We start from the raw sequence: 26,064 nt of genomic DNA, 5'->3' as shown, positions 1-26,064 counted from the left end.
AAGTAGATGTGAGGGGGGTCACATGAAGATCGGAGATCTCGCCCGGGAGACCGGGGTCAGCCCGCGGCTGCTGCGCTACTACGAGGAGCAGGGACTACTCGCCTCCGAGCGCCCTTCCGGGGGGCACCGCCGATACGGTCCGGACGCGCCGGGGACCGTACGCCGGATCCGCCACCTGTTGGCGGCCGGCCTGCCGACGGCGGTGATTCGCGAGGTGCTGCCCTGCGTGGAGGGCGCGGGGCCGGACGACGCACCTGCGTTGGCCGCCTGCACCTGGGACTACTTGCGCGGGCAGCTGGCCGGTGTGAACGAGCGGATCACCGACCTGGAGCGCAGCCGCGCCTCGCTGGTCGCCCTGCTGGACCTCAGCGAGCGCACGGCGGTCTGAGACGCGGCCGGATCCTGTCCCGCTCTCGTCGCCGACGGCGACAGCCCTCGGCCGGTGTTCCGGAAAGGCGTTGACGGACGGATCCCCGCCGAGGTCGTATGTCCGGTGACCAGGGAGACCTCTTGATCCGGAAGGTGCCGATGAGCGGGGGCAGGATGCACGCCGACGAGCCCGGGACCGACGACGCCCTGGTCCGCCGGCTGATCACCGCGCAGTTCCCGCACTGGTCCGGCCTCCCCGTCGAGCGCGTCGGTGCCGCCGGTACCGCCAACGCGATGTACCGGCTCGGCGCGGACCTGGTCGTGCGGCTTCCCCGTACAGCGGGCTCGGCCGACGACACCGCCAAGGAACACCGCTGGCTGCCGCGCCTCGCGCCCTCGCTCCCGGTTGCCATCCCCGTACCGCTGGGCGCGGGCGTGCCCGGCGACGGCTACCCCCACCCCTGGTCCGTCTACGGCTGGCTCGACGGGGACTGCCCGACGGTCGGCGACACCTCCGAAGCCGCCCCGCTCGCCCGGGACCTGGCCCGCTTCGTCACCGCCCTCCACCGCATCGACCCCGCCGACGGGCCCCCGTCCTACCGCAGCGAGCCCCTGGCCGCCCGGGACGCCGCAGTCCGCGAGGCCCTCGCGGACCTGCGCACCGAGACCGACGTCGTGACGGCAGCCGAGATCTGGGAGACGGCCCTGCGCGCACCCGCACCGACCGGTCCTCCCGTCTGGATCCACGCGGACCTGCAACCCGGGAACATGCTGACCGCCGACGGCCGGCTCACCGCCGTCATCGACTTCGGCTGCCTCGGCCTGGGTGACCCGGCCGTCGACCTGATCGCAGCCTGGTACGTACTGCCCGCCGCGGCGCGCGACACCTTCCGCACCGCGGTCGAGGCGGACGACGACACCTGGGCGCGTGGCATCGGCTGGGCGCTGTCGATCGCACTGATGGAGCTCCAGTACTACCGCGGCACCAACGCGTTCATGGTGGACACCGCACGGCACGTCATCGCGGAGATCCTCGCCGACCAGCGGCAGCGCTCGTAGCCGCATCCGGTCACTCCCGGGCGCGCCCGCCCGCCTCACCAAGGCAAGGAATGCGATCGTGGACCAGCGGGTTCGCACCATCGACAGCACGTGAGCGGTAACAGCACTGAGAGCGGATGGCCTTCACATGGGCGAGTTGATCCTGATCCGGCACGGCGAGACCGAGTGGTCCCGGAACGGACAGCACACGAGCCACACCGATCTGCCCCTGACACCCCTCGGCGAACGCCAGGCCCGTGCCCTCGCCCCCCTGCTCGCCGACCGGCACATCGCGCTCACCCTGGTCAGCCCCTCGGTACGGGCCCGGCGCACCGCCGAACTCGCGGGTCTCGTCGCGCCCCGCATCACCCCCGAGCTGCGCGAGTGGGACTACGGCGGTTACGAGGGCATCACCACCCACGACATCCATCTCACCCGCCCCGACTGGAACCTCTGGACCGACGGCGTCACCGCCGGCCCCGAGGCGCACCCCGGCGAGACCCCGGCGGCCGTCGGCGAACGGGCCGACCGGATCCTGGCCGAGGTCGGGGAAGCCGCCGAACGCGCAGGGGACGAGGACATCGTGCTCGTCGCGCACTCCCACTTCCTGCGCGTCCTGACGGCCCGCTACCTCGGCCTGACCCCGGCGGAGGGCACGCTCTTCCAGCTCGCGACCGGCGCCGTGTCCCGGCTCGGCAGGGAACACGGCCAGCCGGTCATCACGGCGTGGAACGTGACCCTGCCGGAGAGCCTGTTCCCCACCGCGGTCCCGGACACCCCGTAGCCCTGAGGGGGCTCGCCGGACGTCAGCCCTCGTCGGCGAGCTCGTCCTCCTCGTAGAGGTCCGCCAGGTCGCCGATGGTCTCCTCGGCGACCGCAGCCGCGAACCGCGGGCAGGTCCAGGACTCCGCGCTGCGGGCGTCCTCGCCCGGCGGGAACTCCTCCGGGGCCCAGAAGTGGGACATGCCGGCGCGGAACTCCGCGCGCCGCATCACTGGATGCTCGTCCTCATGCAGGCACTCGGCGGGCAGGGGAGCCGCAGCGACTGCGCGCATGGTGGCCAGGACGCCCCGGACGACGGAGAGCGGAGGGCTCGGGTAGGAGATGGCCGTCGCCTGGTGGGCCACGAGCAGCAGTACGGTGCGATCCCGATCGTCGGCGGACTGCCCGTGACGACGGGCGGCCCACAGAGCCAGATCGTCGGCGTACTCCTCGTTCCAGCTCTTGTTGTCCGTCCGCTCCACGAGCTTCCCGATGTCCAGCCTGCCGTCCGCACGCAGGTATTCGGCGTCTGCGTGCGAGGTGTCGCGCTCCCCGAAGAGCTCGTCGCGCCGCTTGCGCAGCAACGACAGAGTCTCCTGTGCGACCTCCGCGATGAGCACCGGGCACACGAGTTCGTCGAGCGGGGTGTTCCGGCCCGCCGCGATGCGGCGCCGTTCGAAGATCTCCCGGCCGCCGGCACTGCTCAGCATGATGCCGAGCTCCGCGGCGTTCGGCCCGCTGCTCGGCAGGGCCGGATGCCCGTCGTGGGCGCAGTCGCGGTCGGTGAAGTGGGGCAGCGCCTCCTCCACCGCCCCTACCAGGCGGTCGAGTACGGACTTCGCACGCACCATGCCGGAGACCGCGTACCAGGTCGCGGCCCTGACCACCATCAGACGCCCGGCACGGTCCGCCGGGGCCGCACAGGACAGCTCCGACGCCTGGCCGCTGATCTCTTCGTTGATGTCGGTCCACGGCTTCGGGTACCCGTGCAGCAGTGCCGACAGCGTACTGATGCTGTCCTTCGCCTCCGCCGGCAGACGGGGCGGTATGTCCGTGGCCGATCCGGGGTGGACGATGTCCAGAGCGATCCGCGCGAATCCGGCCGCGTTGCGCGGGCAACGCCATTCGTCCCGAGGACGCTCCTCGTTCCAGTCCGCCGTCTCGTCGGCGAGTGCCGGCAGCAGCCCGGCGAGGTCCTCGTCCGCCTCGTCTTCGTGGCTCTCGTAGGGATGCGAGCTGTGCGGGCAACTGCGGTCCCGCAGAGCCCTGTCAGCCGCCTCCAGCGCCGTCACAGCCTGCTGTGCGACGCCTGCACCCGGCAGCCAGGTGAGGTAGGGGGCCATTATCGCCAGCCCGATCGCCCACGCATAGGCCGAATCGCCACCGGGGTCGGCGGCGAGATCGGCGGCGCAGTCGAGCACCGTCCGGTCGTAGGCGCTGTTGTTGGATGTGTCGTAGTTCTCGCGTATGTCGTCCCAGATCTCGCTGAGTTCGTCGAGCATCATGTCGTCCATGTCCGTCACGATCTTCATGACGCGCGACGGGCCCGCGGGAGTTCCCGTCAGAGCGAGCCATTGGCGAGGGCCGCGACAAAGGGCGCCCAGCGGCTCGTCGCGAAGGTGATCGCCGGCCCCTCGGGGCCGGTCTTGCTGTCGCGTACGGGGACGATGCCGGGGAGGTTGTCGGCGATCTCGACGCAGTCGCCGCCGTCGCCATTGCTGTACGACGACGTGCGCCAGGCAGCGGTGGTCAGGTCAGGTGTGGTGCTCATGGCGTCGCGAACTCCTTTGCCGCCGAGGCGATCCGGTCAAGGGACGCCTCCGGCGACAGCGCGGCAGCCCTGGCCAGATCGTATGCGGTGCTGTACTGCTCCACCAGCAGCGGTTCTTCGACGAGTTGGCCGCTCTAGGCGCCCTCCGTATACACGACTGCGGGCGCCTCGGTGAACTGAATCAGCGTCATTGACGCGTGCAGGAAGGGGTGCGCTCCGGCGGAGAACGGGAGCACCTGCGTGACGATGCGCGGGCGGGAGGCCGTTCGCTCGGCGAGGTGGGCGAGCTGCTCGGCCATCACGGCGTTCCCCCCTACCGGCAGAAGCAGAGCTGCTTCGTGAATGACCAACCAAAGCACCGGCGCGGTGGGTGAGTCGAGAAGGCTTGTGCGTTCCATGCGTGTCCGCACATGACCCTCGATGACGTCCTGAGCGGCGAACGGGTGTGACGCGCGGGTGAGCGCCCGCGCATACGACTCGGTCTGCAACAGGCCGAGTACAAGCATCGAGGCATAGCTTCCGATGGAAGAGGCCTGGAGCTGGAGCTCAGCCGCATCCGCGAAGTACCCCGCCACCTTCGACGTCCGTGCCAGAAGGCACAGCCGGTCAACTACCCGGACTGAAGTCCGGGGCTTGCTGCTCGGGTCATCACTGGCTGTGGTGGGTCCCGGCTGCGTCCGGCTCTCACGCGATGAGTGTGAGGGCTGGGGCCGTTGACTGGGCCCCGCAGACCCATGCCATCCACCCTCTTCGGGTGATGTTGTGGGACGAGTTGTGGTCCGCGTGCTCGACGAAGCCGCAGGCCTTGCACGCGAAGCGGGCCTGGGTAGGCCGGTTGGTGCGTGCGGTGTGGTGGCACTGGGAGCATTCCTGGCTGGTGTACGCCGGGTCGATGTAGATCACCGGTACTCCGGCCTTCTTGGCCTTGTAGGCGATGAACGAGCCGAGCTGGGCGAAGGGCCAGGAGTGGAGCGTGGTGCGTTGGGGCTTTCTCAGCCGTGCCCGCTCGCGGATACCCGTCAGTTCTTCCAGGGCGATCCCACGACCGGTGCGTTCAGCCTCCGCCACGATCCGCTTCGAAATCTTGTGGTTGATGTCCTTGTTGCGGCGGGCTTCCTTGCCCGCGTACTTCTTCGCCCGCCGCTTCGCGGACTTCGTGCCCTTCTTCTGGAGCTTGGAGCGCAGCGCCCGGTCGCTCGTACGCTTGCGGTTGATCCGGCGCCCGGAGTGGCGCTCGCCGTCGGAGGTGGCGGCGATGTTCACGATCCCCAGGTCGACCCCGACGAAGCCCACCGGGTGAGCGTTGAGGGTCTTCTCGGGGATCTCGCAGGTCGCGATCAGGAACCACTTCCCGCCCTGGCGGACCAGGTCGGACTCGCCGTGGCGGTGTCCGGCCAGCACGGCCAGCTGCTCTGCCTGCCCGGTGAACGCCATGCCCTTCAACCGGCCCGCCGTGGTCCAGATGGAGACCGTGCGGGCCTGGTGCTGCCAGGACAGCATGCGGTCGTCGTAAGGCTGGGCCGCGTTCTTGCGGAACGTGACCGGCTTGCCCGAGACGCGGGTGTGGCGCTTGGTGCCGGGCCGGCCGTACCGGCCGCCTCGGAGGTTGGCCTTCAAGGTGGTGTAGGCGTCACAGGTCTTCTTGATCGCGTGCTGGGCCGCCTGCGCCCCCAGTCCCCAGCGTTGTCTGATCTCGGTGTAGGTGTGCTTGCGCAGGCCCAGGGGGCGGTGCACGCCCTCCTCGAAGGCGACCTGCGCGGCCCAGGAAGCAGCCTCGTTGCAGACGTGCAGGGTTTCCTCAAGTGCCGCCGCCTGTACGGGCGTCGGTAGGAGTTTGACCCGCACCACCAGCTTCATGACGGCGAGGCTAGCACTCCTACAATCAGTCCATGTCACCTCGATGGGAACCAAACCCCGATCTGAGGAGGGGTAGAACAGTTGTCTCCACCCTCCACGCGCACTTGGTCTTCACCCCGAAGTACCGACGCGGCCCCTTCACCGACGAGATCCTCGTCCGATGCGAGGAGATCATGCGGGACGTCTGCACCGACTTCGGCGCTGAGCTGACCGAGTTCAACGGCGAAACCGACCACGTCCATCTCCTGGTCCACTATCCCCCCAAGATCGCACTGTCCCGGCTGGTCGGCTCCCTCAAGGGCGTCTCCGCCCGCCGACTGCGCCAGGAGTTCCCCGCCCACATCCGCCGCTACCTATGGGGCGACCACTTCTGGTCCCCGTCCTACTTCGCCGCTTCCGCCGGTGGGGCTCCACTCAAAGTGATCAAGGAGTACATCGAGAACCAGAAGCGCCCCGGCTGAGCCTTCACGTCCGGCTCCGCCGGACCGGCCGTCCCGACGCTCCGCGCCGACTCGATTTCACCGACTCCGCCGGTCACGACACCGCGACGCTCCGCGTCGCAACCACGGGATGCGATTCCTCCCGGGCGTGAACACCCGGGGTTCCTCGCAAGAATCCGCTGAAGATGCTCACCGCTCCCCAGCAACTCGTCCAGCGTGCGCGACAGTTCCAGCTGGGGCCGCCGTTCCCCCGCTTCGAACAGCCCGATGTACGTACCGGAACAGAACGCCCGGGAGCCCAACTCGCTCTGCGACATACCGGCCGCCTCGCGCAGTCGGCGCAACTCGGCGCCGTAGAAGGCGCGGGGATTGGTGTACGGGTCCAGATCCTTCGGCTGAGGCATGAGCAGAATGTAGCGACGGCCCGGCCTGCCCCGCCCTCGAACGGCGCGGACCCACCCCCACGGGTGACGGACAGAAAGCGGCAGCGGCCGTGGGCTGCCCGGGATCACCGGGCGGCCCACGGCCTCAGGGTGGGCGGACCTCAGCCGAGGCTGTCGGTCATCGCGTTGAGCAGCGTGCCCGACGCGTCGTCGTTCTCCAGGGAGAAGGCGAACATCCCGGCCAGCCCCTTGCTCTTGGCGTAGGCGGCGCGTGCCTTGATGGCCTGGGGTGTGTCACCGGTCCAGAAGTTGGTTCCGTCGTAGATCCAGGAGCTCTCGGTGACCGGGTCCCAGTGGGTCTGGGCCGCGGTGGGCTGGAGTTCCTTCCAGGCCGCGAGCCCGGATTCCTGGCTCAGCGGCTTGGCGGCGGTGGGGCCGGTGGCGCTCTGGTAGAGCCCGTAGTCGGGGCCGGCCGGCACGCCGGTCCAGCCGCGCCAGTAGAAGGGGGCGCCGAGCACCAGCTTGGAGGCGGGGAAGCCGCCGGCGATGCCGTACTCCGGGAGCCCGTCGGTGTAGGCGGTGACGGCCGTGTCCAGGTTGTACTTGGCGGTGCCGGGCTCTACCGGGGTGGTCGGGTCGCCGGGGCTGTCGTGCAGCGGGTCCTGGTGGTTGGTGGGCCCGGTGGCGTCCCAGGCGCCGTGCATGTCGTAGGTCATCACGTCGGCGTAGTCCAGGTAGTCGCCGATCTTGTCGGTCTCCAGGAACGCGATCTTGTCCTGGCCGCTGGGGAGGGCGGCGGTGAGCAGGAACCGCTTGCCGAGGGTGGCACCGTACGCGTCGAGCTGGGTGCGGAACTCCTTGAGCAGCAGGGTGAAGTTGGCCTTGTCCGCGGGGGAGTAGTGGTTTCCGGTGTGGCCTCCGGCCGATCCCGGGTACTCCCAGTCGATGTCGATGCCGTCGAAGATCCCTGCGGCCGACGCGATGCCGCCGGACGGGTCGCCCGAGATGTTCTTCGGAAGGTTCCCCTTCATGAACATGTCGATGCAGGAGGAGACGTACGCCGCGCGGGACGCGGGGGTGGCCGCGGCGTCGGAGAAGTACTTGGAGTAGGTCCAGCCGCCCAGCGACACGGTCAGCCGCAGGTTCGGGTACTTCGCCTTCAGGGCGCGCAGCTGGTTGAAGTTGCCCTTCAGTGGCTGCTCGTAGACATCGGCGGTGCCGTCCACACTGTCCGCGGCGGAGACATCCGCCTGGTAGTCGGCGTACGCGTCACCGGCGCCGTCGCCCGCGTTCGGGTTGTCCTCGTTGCCGGCGTCGGAGGCCTTGATCGCCTCGAAGCACTTGTGCGTCGTGGGGTGGACGTTCTCGAACGCGTAGGTGACCACGTCGAGTCCGGCCGCGGCGCCGCTGGTTCCGATCTGCTTCGGGTAGTAGGCGTTCTCGTAGATGCCCCACTGGTCGAAGTAGGCGGAGGAGTAAGGCTTCTTCGCGGGCGCCGCCCCGGTGGTCACGGTGAGCGGCTCGGACTGGGCCGAGGCGTGAGTGCCGCTGTATCCCTGCACGGTGAAGGTGTAGGCGTGGTTCGGCAGTAGCGAACTCACCGCGACGGTGGTCCCCATGGAGGTGGCCACGAGCTGTCCCTGCGCCCATACCTTGTACGACGCCACGCTGCCGTCCTGCGAAGTGACCGTGGACGGGTTCCACTTCAGCACGGCCGCGTTGCCGGTGACCTCGGCCGACGCGAACCCGGTGGGAGTGCTGACCTTGCCGTCACCCGCGGGCCCGTTCGGGGGCGTGGTCGGAGGGGTGGTGGGCGGCGTGGTTGGGGGTGTCGTGGGGCCGCCGGTGGGGCCGGTCAGGCTGAGGTCGTCCGCGCGGTACGTGCCCTGCCCGTACCAGCCGTGGGTGAAGACGGTCACCGACGTCGTGTTCGCGCCGGTCCTGAACGTCGTGGACAGCTGCTGCCACGAAGGGGCGGAGGCCGCCCAGGTGGTGGCGTTGACCCCGGTGCCGGTGGCGCCCAGGTAGACGTACGAGCCCTGGACCCAGCCGGCCAGGGTGTAGGACGTGTTCGGCTGTACGGCCACGGTCTGGCTGCACTGTCCGGTGTCGGACGCGGTGGCGGTGCCGGCCAGCGCGCCCGTGCCGCTGTGCGCGGCGGTGGAGACCGTCGAACCGGTCGTACAGGTCCACCCGTTCAGGGAGCCGGCCTCGAATCCGGCGTTGGTGAGCAGTTCCGAGTCCGCGGCGGAGGCGTGACCCGGGACGGCCGCGAGAGCCGCCCCCGAGGCGACGAGTACGGCGGCAACGGCCAGGGCTCCGTTGCGTCTTGCTCGTGCTGCCGGACCGCGGACCTTCGCGGTCCCTGAGTCGACCGGGCTTGCGGGCATGGTTCTACCTCCGTGGGTGCGGGGAGCCGGTGCGCCCGATATCTCCCCGCGTGACGTCGCGGTCGCCGGGACGGCGCCGCGACGTCTCCGAGCGGCGGGCCGGATCTCGGGAGCGCTTTAAGTGTTCATGCCACGTGGTGGTACATTCGCGAGATTGGACTGGACCAATGCGCCGGGTCAAGGGCGCGCACCGATTTGGGGAAAACTTGGTGTAGACCAATTTCGGGATCGACGGCCTGGGCAACACGCCGTCGGGGGCGGAACCGCCCGCGTGTGCGGGCGGCCCGCCCCCGACGGGACCGGACGTACGGCTCAGCCGGTCAGGAGATCAGCTCCACCTCCGCGAGCGTCGCCTCACCGCTGAGCACCAGCCGGTAGTGGGCGTACGAGGCGGGGGCGGTCACCGTGAAGGCCCTCGTCTGCTTGTCCCAGGCGAACGACTGGCCGGACCGCTTGTCGAGGTCCTTCCAGGTCGTGCCGTCGGACGAGCCCTGCAGCACCCACCCCGCCGGGGCCTTGGCCGCGTCGCCCGACGTCAGCGTGTACTGGACCGCGTTCGTCGCCGAGGGGACCGGCAGCTCCACCGTGGAGGCGGTGGCCGTGGTGGCCGAGGTGTTGTCGAACAGGGCGCCCTCGCCCTTCAGTACGTCCTTCTTCGGCGTCGGCACCTTGTCGTCCTTGGTGATCGAGACCGGGGCGGCGTCCTTGCCGGTGCCCCAGGCGGACGGCTCGGAGCCCATGTCGAACTCCAGCACCCCGCCCTTGGCCAGCAGGTCGTGCGGCAGCGAGGTGGAGGTCCACTTCTTGCCGTTGACCTTCAGGCCCTGCACGTAGATGTTCTTCGCGCTGTTCTTCGGCGCCTTGACGACCAGGTCGTGGCCGTTCTCCAGGTGCACCGTGGTCTTGGTGAACAGCGGGGAGCCGATCGCGTACTCGCCACTGCCCATGACCAGCGGGTAGAAGCCGAGGGAGGAGAAGAGGAACCAGGCCGACTGCTCGCCGTTGTCCTCGTCGCCGTGGTACCCCTGGCCGATCTCGCTGCCCGTGTACAGACGGCCGAGGACCTCGCGGACCTTCTCCTGCGTCTTGAACGGCTGCGAGGCCGCGTCGTACATGTACGTGACGTGGTGCGCGACCTGGTTGCTGTGGCCGTACTGGCCCATCCGTACGTCACGGGCCTCCGTCATCTCGTGGATGACGCCGCCGTACGAACCGACGAACTCCGGGCCCGCCGTCTCGGGGGTGGAGAAGTACGTGTCCAGCTTCTTGGCCAGACCGTCCCGGCCGCCGTACAGGTTGGCGAGGCCCTTGCTGTCCTGCGGAGCGGTGAAGGCGTAGCCCCAGCCGTTGGTCTCCGTGTAGTCGTAGCCCCAGACGCGGGGGTCGTACTGGTCGGACGGGAGCCGCCAGTCGCCCTTGGCGTCCTTGCCCTGGAAGAAGCCCGCCTTGTCGTCGAACAGCTCGACGTAGTTGCGGGCCCGGTTCAGGAAGTACTCGGACTCGTCCTTGTAGCGCTGCTTGTGCGTCTTCTTGTAGAGCGCCTGGCCCATCTGCGCGATGCCGTAGTCGTTGACGTAACCCTCCATCGACCAGGACATGCCCTCGTGCGTGTCGGTGTTCGCGTAGCCGACGAACGGGGAGGTCTCCATGCCCTTGCGGCCGACACCCGAGGACGGCGGGACGACCGTGGCGTTCTTCACGGCCGCGTCGTACGCCGCCTCCGCGTCGAACTTCACGCCCTTGACGTACGCGTCCGCGAACGCGACGTCCGAGGAGGTGCCCGTCATCAGGTCCGAGTAGCCGGGTGAGGACCAGCGGGAGATCCAGCCGCCGTCCTTGTACTGCTGGACGAAGCCGTCGACCATCTCGCCGGCCTTCTTCGGCGTGAGGAAGGAGTACGCCGGCCACGTCGTCCGGTAGGTGTCCCAGAAGCCGTTGTTGACGTACACCTTGCCGTCGACGATCTTCGCGCCGGTGTGCGTCGGGGTGTCCGAGCCGACCTGCGGCGAGAACGGCGATGCGTACTTGTCCTTCTCCCCGACCTTCTCGAAGCCCGAGTTCGGGTAGAGGTAGAGCCGGTACATGCTGGAGTACAGCGTGGTCAGCTGGTCGGCGGACGCGCCCTCGACCTCGATCTTGCCCAGCAGGTCGTCCCAGGCGTCCTGCGCCTTGTCCTCGACCCGGCCGAAGGAGCGCGAGGCGGGGATCTCGGCGGCCAGGTTCTGCTTCGCCTGGTCGATGCTGATCAGTGAGGTGGCGAGCCGCAGGTTGACGGTGCGGTCCTTGCCCGCGTCGAAGCGCAGGTAGCCCGTGACGTCGTCACCGCCGCCGCCGGAGAGCTTGCCGCTTCCGGTGACGGGTGCGTCGAAGACGCCGTACACGAAGAGCCGGGTGGCGCCGGTCGAGCCGCCGCTCTTCACGTCGGAGAAGCCGGTGAAGGAGCTCGTCTTCGGGTCGAGGGTCAGCCCGCCGTCGTTGGAGACGTTGTCGAAGACCATGCTCGCGTCGTCACCGGGGTAGGTGAACCGCATCCGCGCCGCGTGGTCGGTCGGCGTCATCTCGGCCTTGAGACCGTTCTCGAACGTCACCCCGTAGTAGTGGGGCCGCGCCGTCTCGTTCTCGTGCTTGAACGGCAGTGCGCGCGCCGTGCGCGAGGCGTCCGGGGTGCCGGAGGCCGCCGACGGCATCAGCTGGAAGGTCTGCCGGTCGCCCATCCAGGGGCTCGGCTCATGACTGGCGCTGAAGGCCTGCAGGGTGGGCAGGTTGTCGTCGTTGTTGCCGCGCGCGTAGTCGTACAGCCAGCTGGTCGATCCGGCGTTGGTGACCGGGGTCCAGAAGTTGAAGCCGTTCGGGACCGCGGTGGCGGGGAAGTTGTTGCCCCGGGAGAAGCCGCCGCTGGAGTTGGTGCCGCGGACGGTCGAGGCGTAGTCCGAGAGGTGCTTCTTGCGCTTCTCGGGCGCCTCGGGGGCGATCTTGACGTCGTCGATCCAGCCCTGGAACTTCGAGGGCCCCTTGGGGGAGTCGTACGCGACCAGGATCCGGTCGACGGTCTTGCCGGCCGCGACCGTGCCGATCCGCGCGTCGACCTTGTTCCACTGGTTGACGTACAGCCGCTTGGCGTCGGCCTGGCCCTCGGGGGTCAGCAGGCCGCCGTTGCTGTCGGTGGCGCGCAGATCGCTGAGGTAGGTGCCGTCCGTGAAGGCGAGGTCCACCGCGACGTGCGTGGCCGGGTAGGACAGGTCCGTTTCACCCATCTGGGGGTATACCAGGTAGGAAAGTTCGGTGTCCCGGGTGACGGCCGTGTTGACGTCGAAGACCTTGTTGTACGAGTACGCGCGACCGTCCGCCTTGTGCGTGCCCGCGTACCGCAGCGCCTTCTTTCCGGTGAAGCCCGCGCCGGCCTTGGCGGTGGGGGAGCCCGACGGGCCGCGGTCGATCTGGCTGCGCATGTCGTCGGGGGCGGGGGCGGAGGTGTCACCGTCGGAGAACTGGACGTCGGCGAGCTGGGTCGCGTCGTCGGCGCCGTTGTTCTTCGTGATGTTCAGGCGGAAGTGCTGGTAGGCCTTGTCCGCCGTGAAGTCGTACGCCTTGGTCTGGAAGCGCTCGCTGAAGGTCTGGCCGGTCCGGGTGTCCAGGTCCGTCCAGGTCTTGCCGTCCTCGGAGCCCTGAAGGGTCCAGTCCTTCGGGTCCCGCTCGTCGTGGTCGTCGGCGGAAGTCAGGGCGTACGTCACGACCTTGACGGGCTCGACGAGATCGAACTCGGCCCAGGCGGTGGGCTCGAACGAAAGCCACTTCGTACCGGATTCGCCGTCGACGAGGTTTTCCTTCACCTCGCCGCCACCGGTGTTCTCGTCGCTGGCGCGGACATCTGTGACCTTGTCGGTCACATTGCCCGGTATTCCGGCGGAGAAGCCGCCGTCGATACCGGATGCCCGCTTCTTGCCGTCGGGGCCTTCTTCAACGGTATTGCGCCAGTCCGGCTGCTTTTCGTCCGCCTCGAAGGACGAGCTGAAAGTCCGGTCACCGGTGGGCTTTTGGTCCTTCGCGCCCGCACCGGCCGAGGTGGCCGCGGCCGCGGTGGGGGCTGTCACGAGCAGGACGAGTGAGGCCGCTATCAGCGCGGCCGTGCTGCTTTGTCTCTTGCGAGAACCGTGTCGGGGCTGCATGCCGAGCCATTCCTCCCGAGGAAGTGCGCTTGGACAACGTTGTCAGGGGTGAGCGCAGGAACCAGTAGGGAGTGAAGGGGCGGTTGGTGTCAAGGGTGTTGGATCAGAGTCGCTGTTCGAATCGACCGGAATGCGGAAATCGTTACATCCGAAGGAGGCCGTGCGGTGCCGAGGTATCCGCGAGGTCTCAACTCGGGAAAGACTGCCGTCCAAACCTGCATTCGATCTTGCTCAGTTGGCGACAAGTGGACTATACCTGTCGGCGTCTGCACAGCTTCTTTCCAACTGTGCGGTCAGGGGAGACACGGGGGCAGGACAACAGGACGCCGTAGGTGCGTCCGACGTCCGGTCTCCTCGTGCCCCCCACTGCATTGAGCCAGCCAGAAATCAGTACCACCCAAGCGCAACTGACCGCGGTGGCGGGGCCCTTCGCCTGAGGCGAATATCGACGGGCGACCGGTACACACCGCCTGAGTCCTGGAGAAGGCGAGGACTTGAGCATGGGATCCACCTCGGGCCACAAGAATGAGGGCCTTGGCCGTCGCGATGTGATCAAGCGTTCTGCCGCACTCGGTCTGATCACCATCCCGACGATGAGCTTCCTGTCTGCCTGCGCGAGCAGCGACGACGGCGGCGACAAGCAGGTCGAGAAGGGCAAGACCAGCGCGAAGAACCCGCTGGGCGTCAACGAGACGGCCGCGCTCGACGTGGTCATCTTCGACGGCGGCTTCGGCCAGCAGTACGCGATCGACGCCGAGAAGAAGTACACCGCGGCCTTCCCGAAGGCCAAGGTCAAGCACACCGCTACCCAGAAGATCCAGTCGCAGCTGCAGCCGCGCTTCAACGGTGGCACCCCGCCGGACCTGATCGACAACTCGGGCGCCGAGCAGATGGACATGGGTGTCCTCGTCGACAAGAAGCAGCTGATGGACCTGACGGCGCTGATGGACGCCCCGTCCATCGACGACCCGAGCAAGAAGGTCCGCGACACCCTGCGCCCGGGTGTCCTGGAGATGGGTCAGTTCGACGGCGACCCGGTGTGGGTCATGTACTACGCGTACACCGTGTACGGCGTCTGGTACTCGCAGACCGCGCTGGACAACCTGGACGCCGAGTACCCCGAGGACTGGGACGCCATGCTCGCCCTGTGCGAGAAGGCGAAGAAGAAGGGCGTCGCCGGCTGGACGTACCCGGGCAAGTACCCGTACTACCTGCCGTTCTCGCTCTACCCGTTCATCGCCAAGATCGGCGGCCGGGAGGTTCTCGACAAGATCGACAACCTGGAGCCGAACGCCTGGAAGGACCCCGCGGTCAAGGCGGCGTTCGAGGCGTACTACGAGCTGTACAAGAAGGGCTACATCCTCAAGGGCACCCCGGGCCTGACCCACATCCAGTCGCAGACCGAGTGGACCAAGGGCAAGGCGCTCTTCATCCCGAACGGTTCGTGGGTGGAGAACGAGGCGGCGCCGACCACGCCCAAGGACTTCAAGATGATGGTCGCTGCCCCGTCCAGCCTGGACTCGTCCGACAAGCTGCCCTTCGGCACCATCTGGGCGTCCGGCGGCGAGCCCTTCATCGTCCCGGCCAAGGCGAAGAACCCGCAGGGCGGCATGGAGCAGCTGCGCATCATGCTCTCCGAGGAGTCCTCGAAGAACTTCACCAAGCAGGTCAAGTCCCTGAGCGCCTTCAACGGCGGCACCGACGGTCTGACCCTGACCACGGCCATGCAGGCCGGTGTCGACGCGCTGAAGAAGGCCGGCGACAACGTGGTCAACCCGCGCCTGCAGGACTGGTACGCGAAGCTCCAGAAGGAGCAGATCGGCACCGCCGGCATCGGCGAGATGATGGCCGGGCGTCTGACGCCCGCCGAGGCCATCAAGAAGATCCAGGGCTACGCGGACGCCGCGGCCAAGGACTCTTCCGTCAAGAAGTACAAGCACCAGTGAGTAACCGTCACCAGCGGCGGCACCCGCGGAAAGATCGGGGTCGGTAAACGATGCAGCACGGCAAGTACCGGTTCATTGTGGGGTTCTTGGTAGCCCCACTGGCGTTGTATGCGGTCTTCGTCATCTGGCCGTTCATCCAGTCCATCTACTACTCGTTCACGGACTGGACCGGCCTGAGCCCGGACTTCAAGATGGTCGGCCTCGACAACTACACGAGGATGCTCAAGGACGACATTTTCTGGAAGTCGCTGCAGCACAGCGTGCTGCTCGTGCTGCTGCTGCCGTTGGTGACGCTGGGCCTCGCGCTCTTCTTCGCCTTCATGCTCAATGTCGGAGGCCGGCGGCGCAAGAACGCCGCGGTCTCCGGCGTGCGGGGCTCGGGGTTCTACAAGATCGCCTATTTCTTCCCGCAGGTGCTCTCGATCGTCATCGTCGCCCTGCTGTTCCAGTTCGCGTACAACCCGCGCAGTGGAATGCTGAATTCGGCGCTCAAGGGAGTCGGACTCGACTCCATCCAGCCGGACTGGCTGGGCGACCCGAATCTGGCGCTCATCTGCGTCATGGTGGTTCTGGTCTGGTCGACGGTCGGATTCTTCGTCGTCCTCTTCTCCGCCGGAATGGCGTCCATCCCGAAGGACTTCTACGAGGCGGCGCTCCTGGACGGGGCCAGCCGCGTCACGACGTTCTTCAAGATCACCCTGCCGCTGCTCTGGGACACCGTGCAGTCCGGGTGGGTCTACATGGGCATCCTGGCGCTCGGCGTCGAGGCGTTCACGGCCGTACAGGTCATGACGGTCGGCCCCGGTGGTCCCGACTACGCGACCTCGGTCCTGCCGTTGTACGTCTACCAGACGGCGTTCCGTGACGGTCAGGCCGGATACGCGACCACGATCGGTGTGGGGCTGCTCGTCGTCACCATGGTGTTCGCCGCCATCGTGATGCGTCTTGGCCGGCGTGAGCGGCTGGAGTTCTGATGCTGTGCTTCCCGGGACGAGTTGCCCGGATCCCCAGCAGGCAAGACAGCCCGGTCCCGGCGGCCGGCTCGACAGTACGAGGTGAGCACACGTGAAGGCCACTGAAACCCCTCCCGTGGTCACGGTGACGGAACCGGCCCCCGTGTCCAAGTCGTCCGCACAGGGTGAGGGCGGCAAGGAGAAGAGCAGCGAGGGCAAGGTCCTCAATGTCTTCTCGCACGGTGTGCTGATCATCTGGGCGGTCCTGGTGGTCCTGCCGCTGCTCTGGGCGATCATGACCTCGTTCAAGACCGACGACGCGATCCTGTCGACGCCCTGGGCGCTGCCGGACAAGCTCCACTTCGAGAACTGGTCGCGCGCCTGGGGTCAGGCGCACATGAGCGAATACTTCTTGAACACAGTCGTGGTGGTGGGCGGTTCGCTCATCGGCACGCTGCTGCTCGGCTCGATGGCGGCGTACGTACTGGCGCGGTTCGACTTCCCGGGCAACCGTTTCGTGTACTACCTGTTCATCGGCGGGATGAGCTTCCCGATCATCCTGGCGCTGGTCCCGCTGTTCTTCGTGATGAACAACATGGGGCTCCTGAACACGACGCACGGACTGATCCTGGTCTATATCGCCTACTCGCTGCCGTTCACCGTCTTCTTCCTCACCTCCTTCTTCCGGACGCTGCCAGGCTCCGTGGCGGAGGCGGCGATGCTCGACGGGGCCTCGCACACCCGGACGTTCTTCCAGGTGATGCTGCCGATGGCGAAGCCGGGCCTGATCAGCGTCGGCATCTTCAACTTCCTCGGGCAGTGGAACCAGTACATGCTGCCCACGGTGCTGAACAGCGACCCCGACCACCGGGTGCTCTCCCAGGGCCTGGTCGAACTGGCCAACAGCCAGGGCTACAAGGGCGACTGGTCCGGTCTCTTCGCCGGTCTGGTGATGGCGATGCTTCCGGTCCTCGCGGCCTACATCGTCTTCCAGCGTCAGGTCGTGGCCGGTCTGACCGCGGGAGCGGTGAAGTAATAGCCCAAGCGCTTTCTCCACGGAACCACCGAACCGCCCGCCGGCAGCTCTGCCGGCGGGCGGTTCGTCTGTGTACGGGGGAGTTCGCGCAGCGTGCCGGGCGAGGGTTCGGTGCTCATCCGAGGCTTCGACTGCTCAAGGTCTTGACGGGGAGTACCCCAAAACGCTCAGCTTAGGGTTCACATGTTGGAGAATATGGCAGGAGTGAGAGAGTCGATGGAGACTCCGGGGTCGCAGACATCTCTGCATCGCGCCAACCTTGAGCGGGTCGTGCGCGCCGTACGTATGGCGGGCTCGCTCACCCAGGCGGAGATCGCAAGGAGCACGGGCCTCTCCGCGGCCACCGTCTCCAATATCGTTCGTGAACTGAAGGAGGGCGGCACCGTCGAGGTGACCCCCACCTCGGCCGGCGGCCGCCGGGCCCGCAGCGTCTCGCTCAGCGGGGACGCGGGCATCGTCATCGGCGTCGATTTCGGGCATACACACCTGCGCGTGGCGGTCGGCAACCTGGCCCACCAGGTGCTCGCCGAGGAGTCCGAGCCACTGGACGTGGACGCCTCGTCGGCGGAGGGCTTCGGACGGGCGGAGCAGCTGGTCAACCGGTTGATCGAGACCACCGGGATCAGCCCGGGCAAGGTCATCGGGGTGGGCCTCGGTGTTCCCGGCCCGATCGACGTCGAGTCCGGCACGCTGGGCTCCACGTCGATCCTGCCGGGCTGGACGGGCATCAACCCCAGCGAGGAGCTCGCCGGACGCCTCGGTGTGCCGGTGTACGTCGACAACGACGCCAACCTCGGGGCGTTGGGCGAGCTGGTGTGGGGGAGCGGCCGGGGGGTCCGCGACCTCGCGTACATCAAGGTCGCGAGCGGTGTCGGCGCCGGTCTGGTGATCGACGGGCACATCTACCGGGGCCCCGGCGGCACGGCCGGCGAGATCGGCCACATCACCCTCGACGAATCGGGCCCCGTCTGCCGCTGCGGCAACCGCGGCTGCCTGGAGACCTTCACGGCCGCGCGGTACGTCCTGCCCCTGCTCCAGCCCAGCCACGGGCCCGATCTCACCATGGAGCGGGTGGTGCAGCTGGCCCGCGAGGGGGACCCGGGCTGCCGCCGGGTGATCGGCGACGTGGGGCGGCACATCGGCAGCGGGGTGGCCAACCTCTGCAATCTGCTCAACCCGAGCCGGGTCGTGCTCGGCGGCTCGCTCGCGGAGGCGGGCGAGCTGGTCCTCGGGCCCATCCGCGACTCCGTGTCGCGCTACGCCATCCCCAGCGCCGCACGACAGCTCTCGGTGCTCCCCGGAGCCCTCGGCGGCCGGGCGGAGGTGCTGGGTGCGCTGGCCCTCGTTCTGAACGAGATGGGGGATTCGACCCTTTTGGAGAGCACCCTGCCCGCGGCGACTCCTGCCTTCACTTAGATAACGAATGGCACCGTTGTCATCTCGTTAAGAATTTACTCCTTGACGCCACGCCTGCGGCCGAGTTGACTCCAACCCACCTCGGCCGCAACGTTGCGGCCTCGTCAGGGAGGCACACCCGCAATGAACGCAATGACGCGACGCATCGTCATAGGCACGGCCGCAGTTTCGATGGCCGTCTCCCTCGCCGCTTGTGGCAAGGCGGGCGACGACAAGGACAGCGGCAGCGGTGGTGACAGCAAGACCATCGGTCTGCTGCTGCCGGAGAACAAGACCACGCGTTACGAGACCTTCGACCGCCCGCTCATCGAGGCGAAGATCAAGGCCCTCTGCTCCGACTGCGAAGTCAAGTACAACAACGCAGGCGGGGACACGGAGACCCAGAAGAAGCAGTTCGACGCCCTGGTCACGCAGGGTGTCAAGGTCATCATGCTGGACACGGTCGACTACAAGGCCGCGAAGTCCTGGGTCCAGCAGGCCGACAAGAAGGGCGTCAAGGTCGTCGCGTACGACCGGCTCGCCGAGGGCCCGATCTCCGCGTACGTCTCGTACGACAACGAGAAGATCGGCCGTCTGCAGGGCGAGGCCCTGGTCAAGGCGCTGGGCGACAAGGCCAAGGACAGCAATGTCGTCATGATCAACGGCTCGCCGCTCGACCCGAACGCTCCCTTCTTCAAGAAGGGCGCGCACAGCGTCCTGGACACCCAGGTCAAGAAGGTCGTCTACGAGCAGGACATCCCGGACTGGTCGCCGGACGAGGCGAACAAGAAGATGGGTGCCGCCATCGACTCGCTCGGCAAGAGCGGCTTCCAGGGCGTCTACTCCGCCAACGACGGCATGGCCGGCGGCATCATCACCGCCCTCAAGAAGCAGGGTGTGAAGGTCCCGGTCGGCGGCCAGGACTCCGAGCTCGCCGGTCTGCAGCGCATCATCGCGGGCGAGCAGGCCTTCACGATCTACAAGCAGATCAAGCCGCAGGCCGAGGTCACCGCCGAGATCGCGGTCAAGCTGCTCAAGGGCGAGAAGATCGACTCGCTGACCAACACCAAGGTCGACAGCCTGTCGGGCGAGTTCAAGGCCACCCCGTCGCGTCTGTACGACGCCACGGTCGTGACCAAGGAGAACATCGCCTCCACGATCATCGCGGACGGCGTCTACAAGGCCTCCGACATCTGCACCGCCGAGTTCAAGGCGGCCTGCGACGCCGCCGGCATCAAGTAACTCCGGCGGACAGGGCCCCAGGGCCCTTGAGCCAGTCCGGCCCCCGCCCCGTCAACGCCCCGCAAAGCGGGGGCGGGGCCGGACTCTTCTTCCCAGGTCAGGCCGTCGGACCGCCGCCGCCCCCAGGCCCCGGCCGCCGGGCGACGACGGCGGCCCGACGACCCGACCTGGCACCCCCCTGTACACCAGTGCCTCCCGGCAAGCGCTGCCCCGTCGCGGCAGGCATCGCCGGTCACGGCACTGGCACCATCCCCGCCGGTCAGGCGGCGAAGGAGATGATTCACGTGTCCGCTACGCCCGTGCTGGCGTTGCGCGGAATCTCCAAGCGGTTCGGCGCCGTTCAGGCGCTCACCGATGTGAACCTGGAGATTCATCCCGGCGAAGTCGTTGCCCTGGTCGGCGACAACGGCGCCGGCAAGTCAACCCTCGTCAAGACCATCTCGGGCGTTCACCCGATCGACGAAGGCGCCATCGAGTGGGAGGGCAGGACGGTCCGGATCAACCGGCCGAACGACGCCCAGGACCTCGGAATCGCCACCGTCTACCAGGACTTGGCGCTCTGCGACAACCTCGACGTCGTCGCCAACCTCTTCCTCGGCAACGAACTCCGCAGCGTCTCCGTCCTCGACGAGATCGCGATGGAGAAGCGCGCCAAGGAACTCCTGGACACCCTGTCCATCCGGATCCCGAGCGTCCGTATCCCGGTCGCCGCGCTCTCCGGCGGTCAGCGCCAGGTCGTGGCCATCGCGCGCGCCCTGATCGGTGACCCCAAGGTCGTCATCCTGGACGAGCCGACCGCCGCCCTCGGCGTCGAGCAGACCGCCCAGGTCCTCGACCTCGTCGAGCGGCTGCGCGAGCGGGGCCACGGCGTCATCCTCATCAGCCACAACATGGCCGATGTGAACGCCGTCGCCGACAGGGTCGCTGTGCTCCGTCTGGGCCGCAACAACGGTGTCTTCGACGTAGCGTCCACGTCCCACGAAGAGGTCATCGCCGCCATCACCGGCGCCACGGACAATGCCGTCACGCGCCGCAAGGCACGCACAGCCACGAAGGAGGACGCGAAGTGAGCGACCTCGCCAAGACCCCCGGGCCTTCCACCGAGAAGGTCGAGAAATCCGCCACGGTGCCGGCCCAGGCCGAGCAGTCCGCGGCCCCGATCCCCGCAGTGGACCCGCGTCTCCTCATACGTGAGGAGGGCTTCAAGGGCTACTGGTCGGAGTTCACCCGCAAGGTGCGCGGCGGAGAGCTCGGCTCGCTGCCGGTCTTCGTCGGCCTGATCGTCATCGCGATCGTCTTCCAGCTCCAGAACAGCAACTTCCTCTCCGCCAGCTCCGTCGCCAACATCGCCGTCTACAGCTCCGGCCTCGGCATCATGGCGGTCGGCATCGTCTTCGTGCTGCTGCTCGGCGAGATCGACCTGTCGGTCGGTTCCGTCGCGGGCGTCGGCGCGGCGACCTGGGCCGTGCTCAACGTCAACCACGGCTGGCCCGAGTGGCTGGCGATCGTCACCGCCATCCTCGCCGGTACGGCACTGGGCGCCCTGCACGGCTTCTTCTTCGCCAAGATCGGGGTGCCGGCCTTCGTCGTCACCCTGGCCGGCTTCCTCGGCTGGAGCGGTCTGCAGGACTGGCTGATGGGTGGCGAGGGCTCGATCAACACGCCGTCCGGCAGTGTCGTCGAGAACCTCACCAACTACTTCTTCGAGGACAAGGGCGTCGGCTACGGGCTCGCCGTAGTCGCCGTCGTCGCGTACGCGGCCTCCCTCCTGGTGGACAGCAAGCGTCGTAAGGGCGCGGGCCTGCCCGCCCGCCCGATCGCCGAGATCGTGCTGCGCACCGGTGTCGTCGCCGTCCTGTGCTTCGTCGTCGCGTACGTCCTGAACGAGCCGGCCGGCGCCCGCGGTCTCCCGCTGGCCCTGGTGCTCTTCCTCGCCGTGCTCGTCATCGCGGACTTCGTGGCCCGCCGTACGACCTTCGGCCGTCAGGTCTTCGCGGTCGGCGGCAGCCCGGAGGCCGCGCGCCGCGCCGGTATCAGCGTCGACCGCATCCGGATCACCGTCTTCGCGCTCTCGGGCACGCTGGGCGCCTTCGGCGGCCTCTTCATCGCCAGCCTCTCCGGCGGTGCGACCAAGAGCGTCGGCGGCGGCAACACCCTGATGCTGGTCATCGCGGCCGCCGTCATCGGTGGCACCAGCCTCTTCGGTGGCCGGGGCAAGGTCTGGTCCGCGCTCCTGGGCATGATCGTCATCCAGTCGATCCAGCAGGGCCTGAACATGATCGGCATGGCCAACGCCGTGCAGTACATGATCACCGGCGCGGTTCTCCTCGCCGCCGTGGTCATCGACTCGGTCTCCCGCCGTACGCAGAAGACCGCAGGCCGCGCGTAACCTCACCGGGCCCGGCGGGGCCCGGTGACACGCAACGCCCGACCGTGCCCGACGCCTCTTTCCAGGGCGCCGGGCACTGTCACGTGGCGGCCAGGGGTGGGCCGGCACACGCACGCCCGATGTCCGAGTGGGCGGGCGGAACATCACGGACTCCCTCCCGGCAGGGCGTCGGGCGCCCGCGCCCTGCCGGGAGGGAGGCCGTTAGACTCATCGGATCGGCATGCTCGACCAGCACAATCGCAAGGAGGCACGGTGACACAGCCGCGCGAAGCGCGTCAGGCGGTGACGGGCGAGGGATGGGATCTGCTGGCCCGCATCGGCGGACCGCGTGACCTGGACCGGCTCACCCCCGAGCAGCTGGAGCAGCTCGCCGAAGAGATCCGGACCTTCCTCGTCGACGCCGTCTCCAAGACCGGCGGACACCTCGGGCCCAACCTGGGCGTGGTCGAGCTGACCATCGCCCTGCACCGGGTCTTCGACTCGCCGAAGGACAAGGTCCTCTTCGACACCGGCCACCAGAGCTATGTGCACAAGCTCCTCACCGGCCGCCAGGACTTCTCGAAGCTCAAGAGCAAGGGCGGCCTCTCCGGCTACCCCTCGCGTGCCGAGTCCGAGCACGACATCATCGAGAACTCGCACGCCTCCACCGTGCTCGGCTGGGCCGACGGCCTCGCCAAGGCCAACGAGGTGCTGGGCAAGGACGACCACGTCGTCGCGGTCATCGGTGACGGAGCCCTCACCGGCGGCATGGCCTGGGAGGCGCTGAACAACATCGCCGCCGCCAAGGACCGCCCCCTCGTCATCGTCGTCAACGACAACGAGCGCTCCTACGCCCCGACCATCGGCGGCCTCGCCAACCACCTGGCGACCCTGCGCACCACGGACGGCTACGAGCGCTTCCTGGCCCGCGGCAAGGACCTGTTGGAGCGCACCCCCGTCGTCGGGAAGCCGCTGTACGAGACGCTGCACGGCGCCAAGAAGGGCCTCAAGGACTTCATCGCCCCGCAGGGCATGTTCGAGGACCTCGGCCTGAAGTACGTGGGCCCGATCGACGGCCACGACCTGGAGGCCCTGGAGTCCGCGCTCCAGCGCGCCAAGCGGTTCGGCGGACCCGTGATCGTGCACTGCCTCACGGAGAAGGGCCGCGGCTACACCCCGGCGCTGCTCGACGAGGCCGACCGCTTCCACGCCGTCGGCAAGATCCACCCCGACACCGGCCTGCCCGTCGCCACCTCCGGCCTCGACTGGACCTCCGTGTTCGGCGAGGAGATGGTCAAGCTCGGCAAGGAGCGCGAGGACATCGTCGCGATCACCGCGGCCATGCTCCAGCCGGTCGGCCTGACCAAGTTCGAGAAGGCCTTCCCGGACCGGATCTACGACGTCGGCATCGCCGAGCAGCACGCCGCGGTCTCCGCGGCGGGCCTCGCCACCGGCGGTCTGCACCCGGTCTTCGCCGTGTACGCCACCTTCCTCAACCGCGCCTTCGACCAGGTCCTGATGGACGTCGCCCTGCACAAGTGCGGTGTGACGTTCGTCCTCGACCGGGCCGGGGTCACCGGTACGGACGGCGCCTCGCACAACGGCATGTGGGACATGTCGATCCTGCAGTGCGTGCCGACGCTCCGGATCGCCGCCCCGCGCGACGCCGACCAGGTCCGCGCCCAGCTGCGCGAGGCCGTCGAGGTCGACGACGCGCCGACGGTCGTCCGCTTCTCCAAGGGCGCGGTCGGCCCGTCGGTCAAGGCCGTCGGCACGGTCGGCGGCATGGACGTGCTCCGCAAGCCGGCCGCCGCCAGGCCGGATGTCCTGCTCGTCTCCATCGGGGCGCTCGCCCCGATGTGCCTGGAGATCGCGGACCTGCTCGATGCCCAGGGCATCTCGACCACGGTCGTGGACCCGCGCTGGGTCAAGCCCGTGGACGAGGCCATGGCCCCGCTCGCGGCGAAGCACCGGGTCGTCGTCACCGTCGAGGACAACAGCAGGGCCGGCGGTGTCGGCTCCGCCGTCGCCCAGGCGCTGCGCGACGCCGACGTCGACGTACCGCTGCGGGACTTCGGCATTCCGCCGGTCTTCCTCGACCACGCCTCCCGCAAGGAGGTCATGGCCGAGATCGGGCTGACCGCGCCGGACATCGCCCGTCAGGTCACCGGCCTGGTCGCCAGGCTCGACGGCCGCTACGACGACGCGGACAGCCGCTCCGTGGTGGCGCCGGTCCGGGACTGACCCGCACACCGTCGCACTCCGATTGGGCCGGTCGCCCACCCTGTACGGGTGGTCCGACCGGCCCATTCGCGTGAAATAACGCCGTGCGCGGCGTGCTGCGGGCGGCCGGGGAGCGGCCGGGTCCGAATCATGGCGGGCACGACGAGTGCGTGGAGGTACGCCGGTGAGCACCCAGCAGGACCTGCCCCCCAGCGGAGACGGACTGTTCAGGACCAAGACGGTCGAACAGTCGATCCGCGACACCGAGGAACCCGAGCACGCCCTCAAGAAGTCCCTCTCCGCCCTGGACCTCACGGTCTTCGGAGTGGGCGTCATCATCGGCACCGGCATCTTCGTGCTCACCGGCAAAGTGGCCAAGGAGACGGCGGGCCCGGCCACCGCCATCGCCTTCGTGGTCGCGGGCGTCGTCTGCGCCCTGGCCGCCCTCTGCTACGCGGAATTCGCCTCCACCGTCCCGGTGGCCGGCTCCGCGTACACGTTCTCGTACGCCTCGCTCGGCGAACTGGTCGCCTGGATCATCGGCTGGGACCTGGTCCTGGAGTTCGCGCTGGGTACGGCGGTGGTGGCGGTCGGCTGGTCCGGCTACGTCCGCTCACTGCTGGACAACGCCGGCTGGCATCTGCCCGACGCGCTCTCCGGCCCCGATGTGGCGGACGGATTCGGCTTCGACATCCTCGCCTTCGTGCTGGTGCTGGTGCTGACCGTCATCCTGGTACTGGGGATGAAGCTCTCCGCCCAGGTCACGACGGTGGTGGTCGCCATCAAGGTGGCCGTCGTCCTGATCGTGATCATCGCGGGGCTCTTCTTCATCGACACCGCGAACTACTCGCCGTTCATCCCCGAGGCCCAGCCCCAGCCCTCCGGCTCGGGCCTGGACGCCCCGCTGGTCCAGCTGATCTTCGGATACGCCCCCACGAACTTCGGCGTCATGGGCATCTTCACCGCCGCCTCCGTCGTCTTCTTCGCCTTCATCGGCTTCGACGTCGTGGCCACGGCCGCCGAGGAGACCAAGCTTCCGCAGCGCGACATGCCGCGCGGGATCATGGCCTCGCTGCTCATCTGCACGACGCTCTACGTCGCCGTATCGATCGTCGTCACCGGAATGCAGCATTACACCGAGCTTTCCGTGAGCGCCCCGCTCGCCGACGCCTTCAAGGCCGTCGGGCACCCCTTCTACGCCGGCGTCATCAGCTTCGGCGCCGCCGTCGGTCTCACCACGGTCTGCATGATCCTGCTGCTGGGGCAGACCCGGGTGTTCTTCGCGATGAGCCGTGACGGCCTGCTCCCGCGGTTCTTCTCGAAGACACACCCGCGGTTCCACACCCCGTACCGTCCGACGATCCTGCTCGGCGGGCTCATCGCGGTCATCGCGGGCTTCACCAGCATCAACGAGCTCGCGACGCTGGTGAACATCGGCACGCTCTTCGCCTTCGTGGTCGTCGCCCTCGGCGTCATCGTCCTGCGCCGCACCCGCCCCGACCTGCACCGGGCCTTCCGCACGCCGTGGGTTCCGCTGGTCCCGATCCTGTCGGTGGCCGCCTCGGTCTGGCTGATGCTCAACCTGCCGGCGGAGACGTGGCTGCGGTTCGGCATCTGGATGGTCCTCGGCGTGATCATCTACTTCGCGTACGGACGCGGGCACAGCCGGATCAACCGCACACGGGTGTGACGCCGACGGCCCCGCCTGCCCTTCCGGGCCGGCGG

At 68.3% G+C, this 26,064-nt stretch carries 20 protein-coding genes; 13 read left to right on the top strand and 7 right to left on the bottom strand.

Annotation, left to right across the window (positions count from 1 at the left end):
* The first annotated feature begins 22 nt into the window (after positions 1–22).
* From OG912_RS04820 to OG912_RS04810, 3 genes are all read left to right on the top strand, one after another.
* Complete coding sequence (locus OG912_RS04820) at positions 23–388, top strand: MerR family transcriptional regulator (protein WP_327708327.1); 366 nt, start codon at positions 23–25, stop codon at positions 386–388.
* A 140-nt stretch (positions 389–528) separates the two neighbouring features.
* The gene (locus OG912_RS04815) at positions 529–1,428 is read left to right on the top strand and encodes an aminoglycoside phosphotransferase family protein (protein WP_327708326.1); all 900 of its coding nucleotides are present in this window, start codon (positions 529–531) and stop codon (positions 1,426–1,428) included.
* A 127-nt stretch (positions 1,429–1,555) separates the two neighbouring features.
* Positions 1,556–2,191, top strand: coding sequence for a histidine phosphatase family protein (locus OG912_RS04810; RefSeq protein ID WP_327708325.1), 636 nt, complete (start codon positions 1,556–1,558; stop codon positions 2,189–2,191).
* Between the two features lie 22 nt (positions 2,192–2,213).
* On the opposite strand, the gene OG912_RS04805 is transcribed toward OG912_RS04810, so the two are convergent.
* The 4 genes from OG912_RS04805 to OG912_RS04790 all read right to left on the bottom strand — a co-directional run bounded on the left by OG912_RS04805 (position 2,214) and on the right by OG912_RS04790 (position 5,797).
* Positions 2,214–3,701 (bottom strand): hypothetical protein, encoded by a 1,488-nt coding sequence (locus tag OG912_RS04805; RefSeq protein ID WP_327708324.1) that lies wholly within the window; start codon positions 3,699–3,701, stop codon positions 2,214–2,216.
* 29 nt (positions 3,702–3,730) lie between these two features.
* Positions 3,731–3,940, bottom strand: a complete 210-nt coding sequence (locus OG912_RS04800) for a DUF397 domain-containing protein (RefSeq protein WP_327708323.1) — start codon at positions 3,938–3,940, stop codon at positions 3,731–3,733.
* A 134-nt stretch (positions 3,941–4,074) separates the two neighbouring features.
* A complete protein-coding gene (locus OG912_RS04795; protein ID WP_327708322.1) occupies positions 4,075–4,515 on the bottom strand; it encodes a DUF5753 domain-containing protein in 441 nt (146 codons plus the stop codon).
* Positions 4,516–4,624: 109 nt separating this feature from the next.
* Positions 4,625–5,797, bottom strand: coding sequence for an RNA-guided endonuclease InsQ/TnpB family protein (locus OG912_RS04790; protein ID WP_327708321.1), 1,173 nt, complete (start codon positions 5,795–5,797; stop codon positions 4,625–4,627).
* A gap of 32 nt (positions 5,798–5,829) precedes the next feature.
* Here OG912_RS04790 and tnpA point away from each other — a divergent pair, with 32 nt between their 5' ends.
* The gene (gene tnpA, locus OG912_RS04785) at positions 5,830–6,258 is read left to right on the top strand and encodes an IS200/IS605 family transposase (RefSeq protein ID WP_327708320.1); all 429 of its coding nucleotides are present in this window, start codon (positions 5,830–5,832) and stop codon (positions 6,256–6,258) included.
* Here the strand turns inward: tnpA and OG912_RS04780 are convergent.
* The 3 genes from OG912_RS04780 to OG912_RS04770 form a co-directional block, all read right to left on the bottom strand.
* Positions 6,180–6,554 (bottom strand): helix-turn-helix domain-containing protein, encoded by a 375-nt coding sequence (locus tag OG912_RS04780; RefSeq protein WP_443061073.1) that lies wholly within the window; start codon positions 6,552–6,554, stop codon positions 6,180–6,182. The two genes, tnpA and OG912_RS04780, sit on opposite strands and share 79 nt — an antisense overlap.
* A gap of 227 nt (positions 6,555–6,781) precedes the next feature.
* On the bottom strand, positions 6,782–9,010 hold the full coding sequence (locus OG912_RS04775; RefSeq protein WP_327708318.1) for a glycosyl hydrolase family 18 protein: 2,229 nt from the start codon (positions 9,008–9,010) through the stop codon (positions 6,782–6,784).
* A 320-nt stretch (positions 9,011–9,330) separates the two neighbouring features.
* Entirely contained in the window at positions 9,331–13,176 is a 3,846-nt protein-coding gene (locus OG912_RS04770) for a GH92 family glycosyl hydrolase (RefSeq protein ID WP_327708317.1), read from the bottom strand.
* A gap of 500 nt (positions 13,177–13,676) precedes the next feature.
* On the opposite strand from OG912_RS04770, the gene ngcE reads away from it, so the two are divergent.
* The 9 genes from ngcE (at position 13,677) to OG912_RS04725 (ending at position 26,029) form a co-directional block, all read left to right on the top strand.
* Positions 13,677–15,122: an N-acetylglucosamine/diacetylchitobiose ABC transporter substrate-binding protein gene (ngcE, locus tag OG912_RS04765; RefSeq protein ID WP_326739487.1), complete on the top strand. Its 1,446-nt coding sequence runs from the start codon at positions 13,677–13,679 to the stop codon at positions 15,120–15,122.
* Between the two features lie 50 nt (positions 15,123–15,172).
* Positions 15,173–16,096, top strand: coding sequence for a carbohydrate ABC transporter permease (locus OG912_RS04760; protein WP_326739488.1), 924 nt, complete (start codon positions 15,173–15,175; stop codon positions 16,094–16,096).
* Between the two features lie 142 nt (positions 16,097–16,238).
* Entirely contained in the window at positions 16,239–17,111 is an 873-nt protein-coding gene (locus tag OG912_RS04755; RefSeq protein WP_326740817.1) for a carbohydrate ABC transporter permease, read from the top strand.
* A 216-nt stretch (positions 17,112–17,327) separates the two neighbouring features.
* Positions 17,328–18,527 carry an ROK family transcriptional regulator gene (locus OG912_RS04750; protein WP_327708316.1) on the top strand — a complete coding sequence of 400 codons (1,200 nt, stop codon included), beginning with the start codon at positions 17,328–17,330 and terminating at the stop codon, positions 18,525–18,527.
* 123 nt (positions 18,528–18,650) lie between these two features.
* On the top strand, positions 18,651–19,748 hold the full coding sequence (locus tag OG912_RS04745; protein ID WP_326739490.1) for a substrate-binding domain-containing protein: 1,098 nt from the start codon (positions 18,651–18,653) through the stop codon (positions 19,746–19,748).
* Between the two features lie 275 nt (positions 19,749–20,023).
* Positions 20,024–20,818: an ATP-binding cassette domain-containing protein gene (locus OG912_RS04740; protein WP_326739491.1), complete on the top strand. Its 795-nt coding sequence runs from the start codon at positions 20,024–20,026 to the stop codon at positions 20,816–20,818.
* On the top strand, positions 20,815–22,137 hold the full coding sequence (locus OG912_RS04735) for a sugar ABC transporter permease (protein WP_398965676.1): 1,323 nt from the start codon (positions 20,815–20,817) through the stop codon (positions 22,135–22,137). Before OG912_RS04740 ends, OG912_RS04735 begins: the two co-directional genes overlap by 4 nt.
* Positions 22,138–22,389: 252 nt before the next feature.
* Positions 22,390–24,360: a 1-deoxy-D-xylulose-5-phosphate synthase gene (gene dxs / locus OG912_RS04730; RefSeq protein WP_327708315.1), complete on the top strand. Its 1,971-nt coding sequence runs from the start codon at positions 22,390–22,392 to the stop codon at positions 24,358–24,360.
* Positions 24,361–24,523: 163 nt separating this feature from the next.
* Positions 24,524–26,029 carry an amino acid permease gene (locus OG912_RS04725; protein ID WP_327708314.1) on the top strand — a complete coding sequence of 502 codons (1,506 nt, stop codon included), beginning with the start codon at positions 24,524–24,526 and terminating at the stop codon, positions 26,027–26,029.
* Positions 26,030–26,064 lie beyond the last annotated feature (35 nt).

Source organism: Streptomyces sp. NBC_00464 (genome assembly GCF_036013915.1).
In the GTDB taxonomy this organism is placed as follows: Bacteria; Actinomycetota; Actinomycetes; order Streptomycetales; family Streptomycetaceae; genus Streptomyces.
Note: the sequence above shows the minus strand (reverse complement) of the source record. Positions and strands in the feature narration are given on the sequence as shown.